Genomic DNA, 17,152 nt, shown 5'->3' on the forward strand with positions numbered 1-17,152 from the left:
CCTTGGCCTTCGAGGGGAACGGCGCGTATAATCGCCACAACATCGCTTGGCAAATCGGGAAGCTCGTGAAGAAACCGGCCAAAGCCGCCCCCGCAGGACATGCTCCTGCCCATGCACACGATCACAAGCACTGCGTCGAGGATGCGCTGGCCGCCGCGGAGAGGCTTTGCGCCGCCAAGGACCTGCGGTTCACGCCGCTGCGCCGCCGCGTGCTCGAACTCGTCTGGTCGAGCCACAAGCCGGTCGGCGCCTATGCCTTGCTCGACAAGCTGCGTAACGAGGATCTTGGCTCGGCTCCGCCGACTGTCTACCGCGCCCTCGACTTTCTGATCGAGAACGGCCTGATCCACCGTATCGAACGCATGAATGCCTTCATCGGCTGCAGCCATCCAGGTGAGTCGCATCGCGGCTTCTTCCTGATCTGCAGCGACTGCGGCAATGCGGAGGAACTGGACGGCGAAGGTCTCTCCGAGGCCATCACCGCCGACGCCCAGCGCCGCGGCTTCGCCGCGCGCGACATGACTCTGGAAGTAACCGGCCTCTGCGCCGACTGCCGGAAGACCTGAGTTCGGCTTAGGCGTTGTGCGCCCGATTGAGGCGCTCGAAGCCTTCGGCGAGGTCCGTCTTCAGATCTTCGACATCCTCGAGGCCGATATGGACGCGCAGCAGGTGCTTGCCCTGCGGCCACGGCACGGCCGTGCGGTACTGATCGGGATGGGCGGGGATCATCAGGCTCTCATAGCCGCCCCAGCTTGCGCCCATGCCGAAGATGTCCATGCCGTCCAGCATCGCCGCCAGCGCGTTCTTGCTGTAGCCGTCGCGCAGGGTGAACGAGAACAGGCCAGACGCACCCTTGAACTGCTTCTTCCAGTTGTCGTGGCCCGGGCAGTCGGGGAGGGCGGGGTGCAGCACCTTGTCGACCTCGGGCCGTGATTTCAGCCAGTGGGCGATCTCGAGGCCGCTCTTCTCGTGATGGCGGAGCCGCACGCCCATCGTGCGCAGGCCACGCAGGGCGAGATAGCAGTCGTCGGGCGCGGCATGGAAGCCGAAGGATTGGCATGCCGTCTTCGCGACCTCGAACAGCGGTCGCGTGGCGCAGGAGATGATGCCCATCATCGCGTCCGAATGACCGACGATGTACTTGGTGCCGGCATGGATGGAGATGTCGCAACCATGCTCGAACGGCTTAAAGTAGAGCGGCGTTGCCCAGGTGTTGTCGATCATCACCACGGCGCCGGCCTTCTTGGCGACGGCGGCGATGGCATCGACATCCTGCACTTCGAAGGTCTGGGAGCCGGGGGCTTCGAGATAGACGACCTTGGTGTTGGGCCGCATCAGCTTCTCGATGCCCGCGCCAATCATCGGATCGAAGTAGGTCGTCTCGACGCCGAAGTTCTTCAACGTCGTGTTGGCGAAGCGCCGCGCCGGACCGTAGGCATTGTCGGTCAGCAGCATGTGGTCGCCGGTCTTGAGGAATCCCACGATGGCGCCTGTGACGGCACCGAGACCGGACTGAACGGCGATCGAACGATGCGCGCCTTCGATGGCGGCAACGGCGTCTTCAAGCGCCTTCTGGGTCGGCGTACCGTTGCGTCCGTAACCGAAGCCCTCGAAAGGAATGCGGTTCTCGAACTTCTCCATGGTCGGAGAGAGGATCGTCGAGGCGTGATAGACGGGCGGATTGACGATGCCGAAGTTGCTGTCGGGATCGCGGCCTGACACGGCCAAAACTGTGTCGGGGCGGGTATAAGTTTTCTTAGCGGTCATGATTTAGACTATGACACAGGCATCAAGCTGGCGGCCAGCGATAGACGTCAGGCCATAGAACTCGCGGGTCCTGCAGCTCTTTCGCCTCGGTTCGCACCGGATGGAAACCCGCCTTGCGATACGTGGCGAGGGCATGCGGATGATCGAGCGTGTTGGTGTTGAGGAGCAGCCGCCGCCAACCGAGGGCGAAGGCGCGCTCGATGGCACGGTCGAGTAGCCAAGGGCCGATGCGTTGGCCGATATAGTCGAGCGTCAGGCCGAAGAAGACGAGTTCTTCGTCGCCCAGTTCGAAGAAGCCGACGAGGTTGCCGCTATCGCGTGCGATGTGAAGTTCATGCCCTGGCTGGTTCAGCAGCGCCTGCAGAGCCTCATCGGAGAGGAGCCTGCGTTCGTACCAGAGCCATGGCCGGCCGATCTGATCGTACAGTTCGCGATAGAGCGCAGCCGCGGGAGCCGCCGCATGCTCGATTGTGACGTCAACCTGGGGAGGCAAACCACGGCGCGTCCAGTCGGACGGCGCCATCTCGAGATGGGTGATCGTGACGGAGAGGTGTCCGTCGGCACGCGGTGGCGGTTGATGCGCGAACAGGTCAGGCGCCGGTGACGATCGGTGTGTCGGCACGGCCGCCCCATTCGGTCCAGGAGCCATCGTAGATCGCTGCCTCCGGCGAACCGGTGAGGTACAGGGCAAGGCCGATCACGCAGGCGGTGACGCCCGAGCCGCAGCTCGCCGTGACCTTTTTCGCCGGATCGATACCCGAGGCCGCGATACGGGCCACCAGCTTGTCGGCGGGCAGCATGGTGCCGGTCTCGGGGTCGAGCAGTTCATTGTAGGGCAGGTTGAAAGCGCCCGGCATGTGACCGCCGCGCAGGCCGGCGCGCGGCTCCGGCGTCTCACCCCGGAAGCGGCCGGCAGCACGGGCGTCGACGATCTGCTCGCGCTTGCTCTCGATCAGGCCGCGTACGTCGTCGATCGACCGCACCAGCGTATTGTCGAGACGCGCCGTAAAGTGCCGATCGCGCGGCGGCGTCGGATCGTCGGTCACCGGGCGGCCTTCGGCCAGCCACTTCGGCAAACCGCCATTCAGGATCGACACGTCCTTGTATCCCATGGCGCGGAACATCCACCAGACGCGGCAGGCGCCGGTCATCGGCGTCGTGTCGTAAATGACGATCTTGGAACCGTCGCCGAGGCCGAGCTTGCGCACGCGCGAGGAGAACTTCTCCGGCGAGGGCAGCATGTGGGGAAGGGGACTCTCGGTATCGGCAATCTCATCGATGTCGAAGAACACGGCGCCGGGGATATGCTGCTCGGCGAACTCGGCCTTGGGATTCCGTTTTTGTGCCGGCAGATAAAATGAGCCATCGACGATGCGCACGTCGGGCGCGTTGAGCCGGGCAGCCAGCCATTCGGTGCTGACGAGGGCATCGGGTCTTGCGTAATCCATAATCCGTTTCCTGCTCTCTACTGCGGCACTCTAGTTTCTGTCGTCCTGAGGCGAAGCCGAAGGACCTCATCGCCGCTCGCAACCGGCATGAGATCCTTCGCTGCGCTCAGGATGACAGTGAGATGATGAAACGCCGGTTCATCTTTCCCTTGTTCTCGATCTTGATGCATTCGACGCGGCCGATCTCGCCGGTTCGCGCGACGTGCGTGCCGCCGCAGGCCTGCAGGTCGATCCCCTCGATCGACAGCAGGCGGACCCGACCGGCACCCATCGGCGGGCGCACGCTCATGGTCTTCACGAGTTCGGGACGTGCCGTCAGCTCCTCGTCGGTCACCCATTGCGGCGTGACCGGACGGTCCAAGGCGATCAGCTTGTTGACCTCTTCGGTCACCCACTCCTTGGTTGGGACCTCGCCTTCGAGATTGAAATCGAGTCGGCTCTTGTCCACGCCGACCTGGCCGCCGGTCACGTTGCCCTTGATGACGGCAGACATGACATGCAGTGCGGTGTGCATGCGCATATGCAGGTGACGGCGTTCCCAATCGAGCGCGGATTGCACCGAGGCCCCCACAGCCGGGCGTGCCGCATCGGGCTCCAGCACGAGCAGCACGTCGCCGCCATCGGCCTTGACACTGTCCACGACCTTGGCTTCGCCGCTATCCCAGCGCAGCACGCCGGTATCGCCGGGCTGTCCTCCACCTGTGGGGTAGAAGATCGAGCGGTCCAGTCGCACGCCGCGGTCTTCGAGAGCGGTCACGACGGCATCGGCTTCCTTGAGGTAGGCATCCTGCCTGAAGAGTTCTTCGACCATGAACCGGATTTAGGCTTTCGCCAGCCGGGCCGCAACTTGGCGGGCCGTCGGCATCGACGGTGCGGCACCGAGACGCTCGACGGCACAGGAGGCTGCAGCACTGGCGTAGCGGGCCGCTTCCGTGGGGAATGCACCAACTGCCATGCGGGCAGCCAGGGCGCCCACGAAGCAATCGCCGGCGCCAGTGGTATCGACGACTTTGGCTTTGAAGGCGGGGATGGCCTCGACACCGTTGGCACTCACTACGAGCGCGCCTTTGGCGCCCAAAGTTGCGATCACGGCGCGTGCGCCGCGCTGGCGTAAGCTCTCGCAGGCCGCAACGAGGCTGCGCTGCGAACTACTCGAAGTGAGCTTCGACTCCGTAGCCTGGCCGAGTTCGATTTCATTCAGCACTGCAACATCGACCGATTTCAGCAGTCGCGCAGGGTGGCGCGTATAAGGCGCCAGGTTGAGCACCGTCCGTGCTCCGGCCTTGTGCGCCCGGGCAAGAATCTCGCCCGTGGCGGCGAGCGGCGTTTCGAACTGGGCGACCCAGACTTCATCGCGCCGCGGTGCTTGGTGCAGCATCTCCGCCCTGAAATGCATGTTGGCGCCGGAGGCTACGGTGATCGAGTTATCTCCATCGGCAACCTGGATCAGCGCGACGCCTGTTGCCGGGCCGTCGATTTCCCTGACGCCCGAACTGTCCACGTCGTTGTCGGCGAGAAATCCACGCAGACTGTTGGCGAAGGAATCGTTGCCGACAGCGCCCACCATGGCCGTCGGGATTCCGAGCCGAGCCGAGGCAATGGCTTGGTTGAGGCCTTTGCCACCTGGCAGGAAGGTAACTTCGGCGCCCAGCAGCGTTTCACCAGCCTCGGGCAGGCGCGCACTCTGCACGACCACGTCCATGTTGAGGCTGCCGCAGACGACCACCCGGCTCATGGGCGACTCACTTCATCCAGGGCGGCAGGGGCAGGTTCTTCTCGCGCAGGAAGACCGGATTGAAGAGCTTCGACTGATAGCGCTGCCCCCCGTCGGCGAGGACGGTCACGACCGTCTTGCCCGGCCCGAGGTCACGCGCGAGCCGCATGGCGCCCACGACGTTGATGGCCGTCGACCCACCCAGCACAAGACCCTCATGCTGGATCAAGTCGAACAGGATAGGCAGGGCCTCCTCGTCGGTGATCTGATAGGCGAGGTCGATGGGTGTACCTTCGATATTGGCAGTGACTCGTCCCTGGCCGATCCCTTCGGTAACTGAATTGCCCTCGGCTTTCAGTTCACCTTTGGCGTGCCAGTTGTAGAGCGCCGATCCCATGGGGTCGCTCAATGCAATCTTGATGTTGGGGTTGCGCTCCTTCAGCGCCCGCGCCACGCCGCCCAGGGTGCCACCGCTGCCGACCGAGCAGGTGAAGCCGTCGACCTTGCCATCGGTCTGGTCCCAGATTTCAGGGCCGGTCGTACGGTAGTGCCCATCACGGTTTGCCGTGTTGTCGAACTGGTTGGCCCAGACGGCGCCGGCCGGCTCCTTGGCTGCGAGTTCCTCGGCAAGGGTGCCCGAGTAGCGAACATAATTGTTGGGATTGGCGTAGGGAACGGCGGGCACCAATCGAAGATCTGCGCCGCAGAGGCGGAGCATGTCCTTCTTCTCCTGGCTCTGCGTCTCGGGCATCACGATGACCGAACGGTAGCCGAGCGCGTTTGCCACGAGCGCGATGCCGATGCCGGTGTTGCCAGCCGTGCCTTCGACAATCACGCCGCCGGGCCGCAGTTTTCCACTCTTCTCGGCATCCTCGATGATCGCCAGCGCCGCACGATCCTTGACCGAGCCGCCGGGATTGAGGAACTCAGCCTTGCCATAGATGTTGCAGCCCGTTGCCGCAGAGGCGGCGCGCAGCTTGATCAGCGGCGTATTGCCGATGCTGTCGATAAAACCCATCCGAACGTTCATGACCTGCTCGCTCTTCTAACCCTGCGCTCGCTCCCGAGCGGACGGTAGACAGGGAGCAGGGGGCCACGCAACCCGCTTGCGGCAAGATCAGCGCCAGCGGTTCCGCACGTCGTCACGATGCAGGGCGAGCCACTGCAGCGCCATGACCGCGACGGCATTGTCGCATTCGTTACGTTCGAGCATCGCGCGGGCTTCGACGAACGGCACGGCTTTCACGAGGATGTCCTCGTTTTCCGATTCGAGGCCAAAGATTCCACCGACACCTTTCGTGTCCGTGCGACCAAGGAAGCTGGTGCAGGTCTCGGAGCAGGCGCCGGGGCTCAGCACGACGCTGCCCATCGGCAACAGGTCGGTGATCGTCACGGCTGCTTCTTCGACGGCCTCTCGACGGGCCACATCTTCGGGCGACTCGCCCTCCTCGATGATGCCAGCCACGGTCTCCCAACCCCAGGGATGGCGGCCGGCGGCGTAGGAGCCAGCACGGAACTGGCGGATGAGGACGACTTCGTCTCGAACGGGATCATAGGGCAGCACCGCCGCGGCCTCGCCACGCTCGAAAACCTCGCGCTTCACCTCACCACTCAAACCACCCTGATACAGCGTGTGTCGAAAGCGGTACTGGGCGACGCGGAAATAGCCCCGGAAAGCGACGGTGCGCTCGATAAGTTCGGCTTTTTCGGTGGGGAGAGGGACAATCGCCATGATGCACCCTGCAAGCGAAAAGGGCCGCTCCCAAGGAGGGAGCGGCCCTTAATTGGCTCCGGAGGCAGGGATCGAACCTGCGACCCGGCGATTAACAGTCGCCTGCTCTGCCGCTGAGCTACTCCGGAAAAACTTCGTCGCGGTAACGGCAAGGCTCCGCGAAGGCGCGGTGTTTTGGCAGAGCATGTTTGGACACGCAAGGCCCTTCGACCGCGAATTTGTGGAGGCCTGGGCCGGAATCGAACCGGCATTGACGGATTTGCAGTCCGCTACATAGCCACTCTGCCACCAGGCCGCACAAGTTGCGGTCGGTGCTATACGCGTGCTGCGATGGAGCGGTCAAGCCGACCGCGACTCGCTGCCCTTTGCGTCGTCACCGGGCGTTGCCTATATAGGACCCGCTACATGTAGAGGCAGCCCATGACGGATTTCGCGCTCGCGCGACGCAATATGGTCGATGGCCAGCTCCGGCCTAATCGGGTCACCAATGCCGCGCTTCTTGCGGCCGTTGGCGAGCTGCCACGGGAGCGCTTCCTGCCCGATGCGTTGAAATCGGTCGCTTATGCCGACGACGATGTGCCGCTGGGCAGTGGCCGCTACATGATGGAGCCCATGGTTCTGGCTCGCCTCATCCAGAGTCTGCAGCCGCAGCCTGAGGATAAGGCGTTGGTGGCGGCGTCAGGGCGAGGCTACGGCGCTGCGATCCTGGCCCGGCTGGTCGGTTCGGTCGTGGCTGTCGAGAATAACGCCGACCTGGCTGCCTCTGCTCAGCAGACTTTGCGTGACCTGAAGGTCACAAATATCCAGCTGGTTGCCGGACCGCCGGACCAGGGCGCCGCGGCTTCGGGCCCCTATGACGTCATCTTGATCGAAGGTGCCGTGCAGGAAGTTCCGCCCGCGATCACGGGCCAATTGGCCGAAGGTGGCCGATTGGCAACGGTTTTGGCCGATCCGAGCGGCGCATTGGGCGTTGCCCAGCTTTTCGTGAAGCAGGGCGGCGTTACTTCGGGGCGTCCGCTCTTCGATGCCGGCACCCCGCTTTTGCCGGGCTTTACTCCGCCACCCAGGTTCACTTTCTAGGCAGTCCGCCGGATTCCTGTATCGAACGGGACTATCAAAACTCTTCAGGCCGATGTTAGGGTACTGGCCAGATATGAGGGGAGAATGATGCGTATCCGGCCCAGGTTGAGGCACGCCCGCCGCGCGGTAGCGTGCGCCCTTGCCGTCGGGCTCGGTGGTGCGTCCAATGCGTGGTCGCAGAGCCTGATCGAGGCGCTTTCGACGACGTACAACAGCAATCCCGACCTGCTGGCGAGCCGGGCGATCCTGCGCCAGACCGACGAGACGCTGTCGCAGGCCGTCGCCAACTGGCGGCCCCGCGTGACGTTGAACGTCGAATTCAACAAGGTTCAGCAGGATTCCTACACGGCGCGCCCGGGCGTGGCGCCGACCTTCTACGACCTGAATGGCAAGTTCACGACATTGCAGGTCACTCAGCCAATCTTTCGCGGCGGCAAGACGGTCGCGGAGACCAAGCAGGCACAGGCCAACATCCAGGCCCAGCGGGCAGCCCTGGCCGACACCGAGCAGACGACGCTTCTATCCGCGGTGACGTCCTATGCCGACCTGGTCCAGAACATCGGCATCGCCGATGCGCGCCGCAACAACGTGCGCGTCTTGGTCCAGCAGCTCGACGCGACGCGCGAACGTTTCCGGGTCGGCGAGCTCACGATCACAGACGTGTCGCAATCCGAGGCGCGTCTCGAGGCGGCGAAGGCCGACCTCGTCGCGGCAGAGACCAACGTCCGTATTTCCGAGGCAGCATTCCAACGGACGATCGGCAAGCGACCGGGCAAGCTCGGCGAAATCCCGCTGATCGGCGGGCTGCCGTCGTCGGAAGAGGAGGCGGTCAGCCTCGCAATGGACGCCGGCCCCCGGGCTGTCTCGGCTGCGTATCGCATAACGGCTGCAAATTATGGCGTGAACAACGCCGTTGGCGACCTGATGCCCCAGGTCAACCTCGTCGGCGCCCTGCAGCAGCAGTTCGACCTGCAGGTGCCCAACGACAAGTATTACACCTATGCCTTGCGCCTGCAGGCGACGATTCCGATCTTCCAGAACGGCAGCGAATGGTCGCGAATCCGTTCGGCCCGGGAGCTGGTGGCTCAGCGCCGTAACGAACTCGACAGCGCCCGCAGGGCCGTGGCGGAGAATGTCATTCGCGCCTGGCGTCAGCTCGACTCGGCGCGTTCGCGCGTGACGTCCTACGAATCCCAGGTTCGAGCCAACGAAGTGGCCTTGAACGGCGTGCGGCAGGAAGCGCTGGTCGGTTCGCGCACCACGCTGGACGTGTTGAACGCCGAACAGGAACTTCTGAACGCTCAGGTGAACCTGATCCAGGCACGCCGCGACACGCAGGTGTCCTACTATGGCGTGCTCGCCGGCATCGGCCGCCTGACGGCCCGCACTCTTGCGTTGCCTGTCGAGTACTACGACGAGGAGCGTTACTACAAAGACGTCGGTTCTCGGTGGATCGGCTGGGGCAGCAGCGGCGAATCGGGTACCGGCAACATTTTGCCATCGGCCAATCCTACGGGTGTGGCTGGCAGTGCGCCGCCACAGGGCTCACCACCGCGCTCAAATACGCCACGATGAGCGCCGCAAAGAACCCCAGCAACGATCCCTCGATGGACGACATCCTGGCGTCCATTCGCAAGATTATTTCCGACGACGAAGCGCGCGCACAGATTTCCGGACAGAAAATGGGGACGCCGCCGCATTCGCCCAGCGTCGCGCCAGTGCCCCGTCAGTCGCCGCCGCACGACGACGTGTTGCTGCTGACGGACCTCGTCGAGGAGCCCACCAAGAGGCAGGAAACCTCGTCCGGTGCCCCGCCGAGCCCACCGCGTATAGATCCAGTCAAGGCCGCAGATATGCCACAGCCGTCTGTCGAAGGGCCCTCCGATGGCTCGCTGGTCGGGCCGGGAGTCGCCGGCGTTGCGACCACCGCCTTTGCCCGCCTGAACCAGGCCGTGCAGGATAGCGTTCCGCCGCCCGCGGCGCCTGAGCCTGGCCCCGAACTCGGCGATGGCAGCAAGACCATCGAGGATCTGGTCAAGGAAATGCTGCGGCCGATGCTGAAGGAATGGCTCGACAAGAATCTGCCGCCGATGGTCGAGCGCTATGTTGAACGCGAAATTTCCCGGCTGACACGCCGCTGACCCCAGGCGCCACCCGTCAATTGAACGCCACGGCGCCGCGACCGTGGCGTTTTTCGTTATAAGGCAAAGAGATGCTCGACAAGACCTACGACCCCAAGGAGATCGAAGCCCGCCGCTACCCCGAATGGGAGCAGGCCGGAGCTTTCCGCGCCCATCCGGAATCGCCGAAGCAGCCCTACTGCATCGTGATCCCGCCGCCGAACGTGACGGGCAGCCTGCACATGGGGCATGCGCTCGATAACACCCTGCAGGATGTGCTCATCCGCTGGCGCCGCATGAAGGGCGACGACGTGCTGTGGCAGCCCGGCACCGACCATGCCGGCATCGCGACCCAGATGGTCGTGGTCCGCAACCTCGAACAGGAAGGCATCGGCCTTGCTGTCGAAGGGGCCGCCAAGGCGGACGCCAACAAGACGCTGCTCAATCGCGAGCAGTTCCTGGCCAAGGTCTGGGAATGGAAGGCCTATTCCGGCGGCACGATCACCAGCCAGCTCCGGCGGCTCGGCGCGTCGTGCGACTGGAGCCGCGAACGCTTCACCATGGACGAAGGCCTGTCGCGTGCCGTCCTCAAGGTGTTCGTCGATCTCTACAAGGCGGGTCTGATCTACAAGGACAACCGCCTGGTCAACTGGGACCCCAAGATGCTGACGGCGATCTCCGACCTCGAGGTCGAATCGCGCGAGGTCAAGGGGCATCTCTGGTACTTCAAGTATCCAGTCGAAGGCAGCGACGAGCATATCGTCGTGGCCACGACGCGGCCCGAGACGATGCTGGGCGATACCGGCATTGCCGTGCATCCCGACGATCCCAAATGGAAACACCTGATCGGCAAGCACGCGATCCTGCCGCTGGTCGGGCGACGGATCGCCATCGTGGCCGATGAATATTCCGATCCGGAGAAGGGATCGGGGGCGGTGAAGATCACCCCGGCGCACGACTTCAACGATTTCGAGGTCGGCCGCCGCCATCAGCTCGAAGCCATCAACATCTTCGACAAGTTCGCGCGCGTGAACGAGAACGCGCCGGAGAAGTATCGCGGTCTCGATCGCTTCGACGCCCGCAAGAAGATCGTGGCCGAAATGGAAGAACTGGGGCTGGTCGAGAAGATCGAGCCGCACACCCATGCCGTGCCCTATGGCGACCGTGGCGGCGTGCCGGTCGAACCCTATCTCACCGAGCAATGGTATGCCGACGCCAAGAAGCTCGCCGAGGCGCCGATTGCGGCGGCACGCGACGGCCGCGTGAAGTTCGTGCCCGAGCGTGGCCGCGACGACTTCTTCCGGTGGATGGAGAACATTGAGCCTTGGTGCGTGTCGCGCCAGCTCTGGTGGGGCCATCAGATTCCGGCCTGGTATGGGCCGGACAAGAAAGTGTTCGTGGCGCTGTCGGAGGAGGAGGCCAAGGCCGAGGCCCGCGCGCACTACGGCAAGGATGTTGCCCTGGAGCGCGATCCCGACGTGCTCGACACCTGGTTCAGCTCCGCCCTGTGGCCGTTCTCGACCCTGGGCTGGCCGGACAAGACGCCGGAGCTTGCCAAATACTATCCGACCAGCGTGCTCGTCACCGGCTGGGACATCCTGTTCTTCTGGGTCGCCCGCATGATGATGATGGGCATGCAGTTCATGGACGATGTGCCATTCGGCACGGTCTACCTGCATGGCCTCGTGACGGACGAGAAGGGCCAAAAGATGTCGAAGTCCAAGGGGAATGTGATCGATCCCCTGGAGCTGATCGACAAGTATGGCGCCGATGCGCTGCGTTTCACCATGACGTCGCTCGCCGCTTCGCAGGCAGGCCGTCTGCGCCTGGCAACGTCGCGGGTCGAGGGCTCGCGCAACTTCGCGACCAAGCTCTGGAACGCCACGCGCTTTGCCGAGATGAACGGCGCGGCACTGCCCGAGGACTTCGATCCGGCTTCGGCGAAGCTTACGGTCAACAAGTGGATGCTGGGCGAACTGGCTCGCGCCAATCTCGCCATCGACAAGGCGCTGACGGAATTCCGGCTGAACGAAGCGGCCAACACGCTTTACGAATTCATCTGGGGCGTTGTCTGCGATTGGTATGTCGAGCTGACCAAGCCGATTCTGCAGGGCGTCGACGGACCCGAGAAGGACGAGACCCGGGCGGTTACGGCCTTCGTGCTGCGTGAGACTGTGAAGCTGCTGCATCCCGTGATGCCGTTTATCACTGAGGAGCTGTGGGATAAGCTCGGCCATCGTGCCCGTCACGGCGCGCTGATCGGCCAGCCCTGGCCCGCGCCGACCGCTATCGATGCGGCGTCCGATGCCGAGATGGGGTGGCTGGTGAAGCTGATCCAGGATATCCGCTCGGCGCGAGCCGAACTCAACGTCCCGGCCGGAGCCAAGCTGAAGTTGTTGGTGATCGGCGCCAACGACACGACCAAGGGCCGTCTAGAGACCCACCGCGCCGCCATCGAGCGGCTGGCACGCATCGAGGGCGTCGAGGCCGCGGCATCGGCGCCAAAGGCGTCGCTGCAGATCGTTGTTGGCGAGGCGACCTACGCGCTGCCGGTGGGCGAGGTGATCGACCTCAAGGCCGAAAGCGCGCGTCTTCAAAAGGAAATCAAGAAGCTGGCCGACGAGGTCGGCAAGATCGACTCCAAGCTCGGCAACGCGGCCTTCGTGTCGCGTGCGCCGGAGGAGGTCGTCGAGGAGCAGCGCGAACGCCGCACCCAGGCCGAGCAGACCCGCGCTCGGTTGAGCGCGGCGCTGGAGCGGTTGAGCAGCTGAGAGAAGCCTGCGTTGCCATGGGAGGCGGCTCAGGTCGCCGCCCACCGCCTGTCGCGACGCAATGGTGAGTTTTCTGGCAGGAACAGCAGGTCGAGCTGGGCAGTTGCGCCATCGAGTGGCCGGCGTGCCATGCCGACGACGTCGGCCACTGCAAAGCCGTAGCCATGCATGAAGTGCACGATGTCGTGGACTTCCGGCCCTCCCTTGAGGCTGGCGATGGTGCTGGTCTCGACGATGAGGGCGTCGATGCTGTCGAGCCGCCCGGTCATCCCTTCGAGCACCATCAGCTCAGCCCCCTGGACATCGATCTTGCACAGCGACGGTCGGTCGATTTCGCCGATCAGCGAGTCGAAACGCCGCATCGGCACGCGGTCGTAGCGCAGGACTTCGCGCTCGCTGACATCCTCCAGCAGGGTGGCTCCCTGGATGTCCGGCCGAATCTCGATATCAACGCTGCCATCGTGATGGCCCAGGGCCATGTGATGAACCTCGCACCGGAGTTGCTGTTCGAGCAGCCGCATGTAGTGGAGTGACTCTCGCGTCGGATCGATCAGGTGATAATAGGCGTCGGGGAAGGCGCGATAGAGATCGTAGGTCCCGTAGGCAACGCCGATGTCGAACACTGTATTGGGACGAAACTCGTAACGTTCGAGAACACGGAAGGACTGTTGCCACGACGGTACCGGGGCTCGTCCTGGAAGATAGACGTTGTAGGGGCGCAGGAAGTCCTTGATGCGCGAGATCAGGCCGATCTTCTTCATGCGCATGAGGTTCGACGCGTTGGTCATTTCGCTGCTCGCCTCGTGGCTGGAGTTGATGGGAGATCAATCCAGCAAGCACACCACGAGGTCGTCGCTGCTGTGAACCTTCGCCGTGTGACCTATCGGTGGCCAGCCGACGAGGGTGCGGCACAATGCCAAACTACCGGTCTGTCTTCGGTGGCGATCAGGCAAGCAGATAGTCGGTTCGGCCAGCTATGACGCTTTCCGCAGGTCCGGTACGTACGGCTTGCTGGTGAAGTGTTCCTGGCCGTCGCCGCGCGCAAAGCGCAGGCCGGCGCGGCGGATGGCTTCGTCGTCCACCGCGTCAAGCGGCACGAAGTAGCGGTCGTCGGCCCGGGTGATCGTATCGTTGTCGACCCTGTTGTAGCAGATCAGCAGGGTCCAGCGCCGGTTGGCCGAGCGGTTGGCGTCCGAACGGTGGATCGCGTTGCAATGGAAGATCAGCGCATCGCCGGCTTCCAGCTCGCAATACTCGATCGGGCATTTTTCGAGGATATGCGGCATACGCTTGGGATCGACCTCGTTCTGGGTCGGTGACAGCGGCGTATGGTCGATGCGGCCGAGCTTGTGCGAGCCGGTCGCGATCTGAAGGCAACCATTCTCGCGCTTGGTGCGGTCGAGGCCGATCATGATCGAGAGCATGTCGGGCCTGAGACAGCCATTATAGTACCAGTAGCCGTAATCCTGGTGCCATTCCCAGGCGCCGCCGACTTCGGGTTCCTTGGCCGTGAGCTTCGACTGGAAATGATAGACCGGCCCGCCTAACAGGGCAGCGGATGTATCGACCATGCGGTGGGTGCGGGCGGCGAGGCCATAGACGCTGTCGCCGGCCCGGTTCCACAAGGCAATGCGCGTCGAACGGCCTTCGCTGTCGCGACGATCGAGAATGCTGTCGCGTACGGCAGGGTCTTCTTCCATCGCGCGCGTCAGCAGCTTCACCTCGTCCGGCGCAAACAGGCCGCGCGCGTAGGTGAAGCCCTTCTCGTTGTACTCGGCGACCTGCGCCGCGTTCAGGACGTTCGGCATGGTTTCCTCACAACGGGCGGAAGACGTTCCGACCGCCCGATTCACTGATCGTGACTTTACGCCCAAGCTGCTCCTTCGTCAGCATGTCGGCAACGATGGCCGGTTCGTCCGGCGTCATGGCGACGAAGCGATCGCCCGAAGCATCGAGGCGCCCGAGAATATAGCCCCGCTCCGGCGCTTCCTTGCCGTAGGTGACGCAATAGGTCTCGATGGTGCCGGTGCCGCTCGGCTTGGTGTCGACCTTCCGCTTCGGGCCGGCATCGAGTTCCGCCTGGAACTTCTTCGGATCCTGGCGCTGCCACGAGCCTTTCGTCGGTTCTGTCGAGTAGAGGCCTGCCGAATGCTTGGTGAGGTAGTTGCCATTGGCCGTTACCATGCCGAAGGAGCCGGGCTTGCGGCGCACGACGTTCAGCATCTCGGCGATCGAGTGCGTGACGTAGTTGTTGCCGGGACCGCCGAAGAAGGGGAGGCCGCCGGTGACGCTGATCGGCCGCTTGTCGTCTTCGGGAATGCCGATCTCCTTCATCGCCACCTCGACGGCCGAGGGGAAGCAGCTATAGAGATCGAACGCGTCGATATCGGCCACCTTCTTGCCCGCCATGTCGAGCGCGATGCGGGCACAGCCGCGGATCGCGGGCGAAGCGTCGAGCTGGTCGCGTTCCGAGACGACCCAGGTGTCGGTACCGTCGGCGCAACCATGCAGGAACACCCAGCGATCCTGCGGGATGCCCCATTCGCGAGCCTTCTCGACCGACGTGACCAGCACCGCCGCCGCCTGATCGATGATGGCATTGGCGTTCATCAGGCGCGGGTAGGGGAAGCAGATCCAGCGATTGTCGTCGGAGATCGTCGACAGGGCTTCGGCGCTATAGCCCTCGCGACGCGTCGCCAGAGGATTGGCCCTGGCCACCGCAGCGAGGCGCTCGAAAAGGCGGCCCATCGCCTTCATGTGGCTGTCGACGTCGCGCTTCAGTCCGCCGCGGATGGCATTCTCCAGCAGCGGATAGAAATGGATCGCGGCCCGCAGCTCATGGCGCGCTTCTTCTTCGCTGAAGCCGAAGCGGGAATCGCCGACGCGTGTCGGCTCGCCACCACCTGGATCTTCGTTCCAGTCGATCTTCATGTCGGCACGGCGCGCGTTCTGGGTGCTGCGCAGCAGCTCGGCGCCGCAGACCAGTGCCAGGTCGGTTTCCCCGCGCGCGATCTCCTCAGCGAAGCGGTTGACGAGGTATTGGGGCATGTTGCCCCCGGAGTGACTGTAGAGGAGCTGCCGAGGGGTGGCCCCCAGCCGGTTGGCCACGCTCTTTGGCGGATTGCTCGAGCGGCCATAGGGCGAGGCAAAGCGCGGGCTGATGTCGGAGAAGAACTCCATCACGGCCAGCGCGTCGACCTTGCGGCCGAGCGCATCGGCGCCGATTGCCGCGCCAGTATCAGCAAGGGCTGCCTTCGCCACTTCGGCGGAGAAGGCGACGCGGGAGCGCTCGCTCGACGGCTTGCCGGTCGTGTCGGTCAGCTGGCCGGCGCCGACCAGAATGGGGGTACGCGGATCGATCATTTCAGCAGGGCCTCGATTTCGGATGCGCTGAGACCGGCTTCGGTCAGGACGCTTTCAGTGTCCGCGCCCAGGCTCGCGACCTTGGGGCCGCTCTGCAGGGGAGAGCCGGAGAAACGGAAAGGCGGGGCGGGAGACTTATAGGATCCGCCACTGTCCTCGATGCTGCACAGCGAGCCGCGATGCTCGACCTGCGGATCCTGAAGCGCCTCGGTGACCGTGAGGTAGGGCGAGCAGGGCACGCCGTGCTTTTCCAGCGCTGCCACGACCTCCTTGACGGTCATCTTCTTCGACCACTGTTCCAGCTCGTCGATCAGCAGGCCCCAGTTCATGCGCCGGTCGGCGTATTTTTCGAAGCGGGGATCAGTCAGCCAGTCGCGCCGTCCGGCAGCCGTCGCCATATCCTGGAAGGTGCGCTCGCTCGCCGTTGCGAGCATGACGTAGCCATCGCCGGCTTCGATCGGCCCATACATCGGCCGCGACGGCATCTCGAAATCGAACTGCGCACGATTGACCTCGCCCAACAGCATGCCGACCAGAGTCTCGAACATCGAGACGTCGACCATCTGGCCCTTGCCGGTCGAGTGACGCTGATGCAGTGCCGCCAGGATCGCGCCCATCGCATAGGCGCCGCTGGCATAGTCGGCGACGAAGATGCCGCAATTGTCCGGCCGTTCGCGGCCCTGCTGATAGAAGAGGTGGGCCATGTCGTAGCCCGTGGCGGCGTGGATCACCGGCGCATAGGCCGGCCGGCCGGCGCCCGGCCCGGTCTGGCCATAGCCCGAGATCGCGCAATAGATGAGCCTGGGATTGAGGGCGGCGAGGACCGGATAGTCGAGCCCCAGCCGCTTCATCACGCCCGGCCGATAGTTCTCGACCAGGATGTCGACCCTGGCGACGAGCTTCTTGATCGCCGCGATGGACTCCGGTCGCTTGAGGTCAAGCACAATCGATTTCTTGCCGGCGTTGAGCTGGCCGAACATCGTACTGGCGCCGTCGCGCTGAACGGGGCGGCTGCGCATCAGGTCGCCCTCCGGCGATTCGACCTTGATGACGTCGGCACCCATATCGGCCAGCAACCGACTGCAATGCGGGCCGGCAATCGTCGTCGAGAAGTCGAGGATACGCAGGCCTTCGAGCGGCCGTGAACTCTCTTTCAT

General features: G+C 64.1%; 16 protein-coding genes and 2 tRNA genes. 5 read left to right on the forward strand and 13 right to left on the reverse strand.

Annotated elements, in window-relative coordinates; all coding sequences use genetic code 11:
- Positions 1-65 precede the first annotated feature (65 nt).
- The gene (locus tag BN60_RS10115) at positions 66-566 is read left to right on the forward strand and encodes a transcriptional repressor (RefSeq protein ID WP_051150256.1); all 501 of its coding nucleotides are present in this window, start codon (positions 66-68) and stop codon (positions 564-566) included.
- Positions 567-573: 7 nt separating this feature from the next.
- Here BN60_RS10115 and metC read toward each other — a convergent pair whose 3' ends face one another.
- The 9 genes from metC to BN60_RS10160 form a co-directional block, all read right to left on the reverse strand.
- Positions 574-1,767, reverse strand: a complete 1,194-nt coding sequence (gene metC / locus BN60_RS10120) for a cystathionine beta-lyase (RefSeq protein WP_043283810.1) — start codon at positions 1,765-1,767, stop codon at positions 574-576.
- Positions 1,768-1,789: 22 nt separating this feature from the next.
- Positions 1,790-2,389, reverse strand: a complete 600-nt coding sequence (locus tag BN60_RS10125; RefSeq protein ID WP_020695925.1) for a GNAT family N-acetyltransferase — start codon at positions 2,387-2,389, stop codon at positions 1,790-1,792.
- Positions 2,358-3,215 carry a 3-mercaptopyruvate sulfurtransferase gene (gene sseA / locus BN60_RS10130; protein ID WP_020695926.1) on the reverse strand — a complete coding sequence of 286 codons (858 nt, stop codon included), beginning with the start codon at positions 3,213-3,215 and terminating at the stop codon, positions 2,358-2,360. Before sseA ends, BN60_RS10125 begins: the two co-directional genes overlap by 32 nt.
- Before the next feature lie 106 nt (positions 3,216-3,321).
- Complete coding sequence (locus tag BN60_RS10135) at positions 3,322-4,026, reverse strand: alanyl-tRNA editing protein (protein WP_020695927.1); 705 nt, start codon at positions 4,024-4,026, stop codon at positions 3,322-3,324.
- Positions 4,027-4,035: 9 nt separating this feature from the next.
- Entirely contained in the window at positions 4,036-4,950 is a 915-nt protein-coding gene (locus BN60_RS10140) for a ribokinase (RefSeq protein ID WP_020695928.1), read from the reverse strand.
- 7 nt (positions 4,951-4,957) lie between these two features.
- Complete coding sequence (locus BN60_RS10145) at positions 4,958-5,959, reverse strand: cysteine synthase A (RefSeq protein WP_043283812.1); 1,002 nt, start codon at positions 5,957-5,959, stop codon at positions 4,958-4,960.
- A gap of 87 nt (positions 5,960-6,046) precedes the next feature.
- Complete coding sequence (locus BN60_RS10150) at positions 6,047-6,661, reverse strand: NUDIX domain-containing protein (protein ID WP_020695930.1); 615 nt, start codon at positions 6,659-6,661, stop codon at positions 6,047-6,049.
- Positions 6,662-6,714: 53 nt separating this feature from the next.
- Positions 6,715-6,789, reverse strand: a tRNA-Asn gene (locus BN60_RS10155).
- A gap of 93 nt (positions 6,790-6,882) precedes the next feature.
- Positions 6,883-6,956: transfer RNA gene (locus BN60_RS10160), tRNA-Cys, on the reverse strand.
- A gap of 125 nt (positions 6,957-7,081) precedes the next feature.
- Between BN60_RS10160 and BN60_RS10165 the strand changes: the two genes are divergently transcribed.
- The 4 genes from BN60_RS10165 (at position 7,082) to BN60_RS10180 (ending at position 12,632) form a co-directional block, all read left to right on the forward strand.
- Positions 7,082-7,741, forward strand: a complete 660-nt coding sequence (locus BN60_RS10165; protein WP_020695931.1) for a protein-L-isoaspartate O-methyltransferase family protein — start codon at positions 7,082-7,084, stop codon at positions 7,739-7,741.
- 84 nt (positions 7,742-7,825) lie between these two features.
- On the forward strand, positions 7,826-9,316 hold the full coding sequence (locus tag BN60_RS10170) for a TolC family outer membrane protein (protein WP_020695932.1): 1,491 nt from the start codon (positions 7,826-7,828) through the stop codon (positions 9,314-9,316).
- A 32-nt stretch (positions 9,317-9,348) separates the two neighbouring features.
- Positions 9,349-9,882, forward strand: coding sequence for a DUF2497 domain-containing protein (locus tag BN60_RS10175; protein WP_177324796.1), 534 nt, complete (start codon positions 9,349-9,351; stop codon positions 9,880-9,882).
- Between the two features lie 71 nt (positions 9,883-9,953).
- Positions 9,954-12,632: a valine--tRNA ligase gene (locus BN60_RS10180; protein ID WP_020695934.1), complete on the forward strand. Its 2,679-nt coding sequence runs from the start codon at positions 9,954-9,956 to the stop codon at positions 12,630-12,632.
- Between the two features lie 29 nt (positions 12,633-12,661).
- On the opposite strand, the gene BN60_RS10185 is transcribed toward BN60_RS10180, so the two are convergent.
- From BN60_RS10185 to BN60_RS10200, 4 genes are all read right to left on the reverse strand, one after another.
- Positions 12,662-13,420: an FkbM family methyltransferase gene (locus tag BN60_RS10185; protein ID WP_083856049.1), complete on the reverse strand. Its 759-nt coding sequence runs from the start codon at positions 13,418-13,420 to the stop codon at positions 12,662-12,664.
- Between the two features lie 186 nt (positions 13,421-13,606).
- On the reverse strand, positions 13,607-14,440 hold the full coding sequence (locus BN60_RS10190; protein WP_020695937.1) for a phytanoyl-CoA dioxygenase family protein: 834 nt from the start codon (positions 14,438-14,440) through the stop codon (positions 13,607-13,609).
- Positions 14,441-14,447: 7 nt separating this feature from the next.
- Positions 14,448-15,995 (reverse strand): acetyl-CoA acetyltransferase, encoded by a 1,548-nt coding sequence (locus BN60_RS10195; RefSeq protein WP_020695938.1) that lies wholly within the window; start codon positions 15,993-15,995, stop codon positions 14,448-14,450.
- Positions 15,992-17,152 carry a CaiB/BaiF CoA transferase family protein gene (locus tag BN60_RS10200; protein ID WP_020695939.1) on the reverse strand — a complete coding sequence of 387 codons (1,161 nt, stop codon included), beginning with the start codon at positions 17,150-17,152 and terminating at the stop codon, positions 15,992-15,994. Before BN60_RS10200 ends, BN60_RS10195 begins: the two co-directional genes overlap by 4 nt.

It is taken from the genome of Reyranella massiliensis 521 (assembly GCF_000312425.1).
In the GTDB taxonomy this organism is placed as follows: domain Bacteria; phylum Pseudomonadota; class Alphaproteobacteria; order Reyranellales; family Reyranellaceae; genus Reyranella; species Reyranella massiliensis.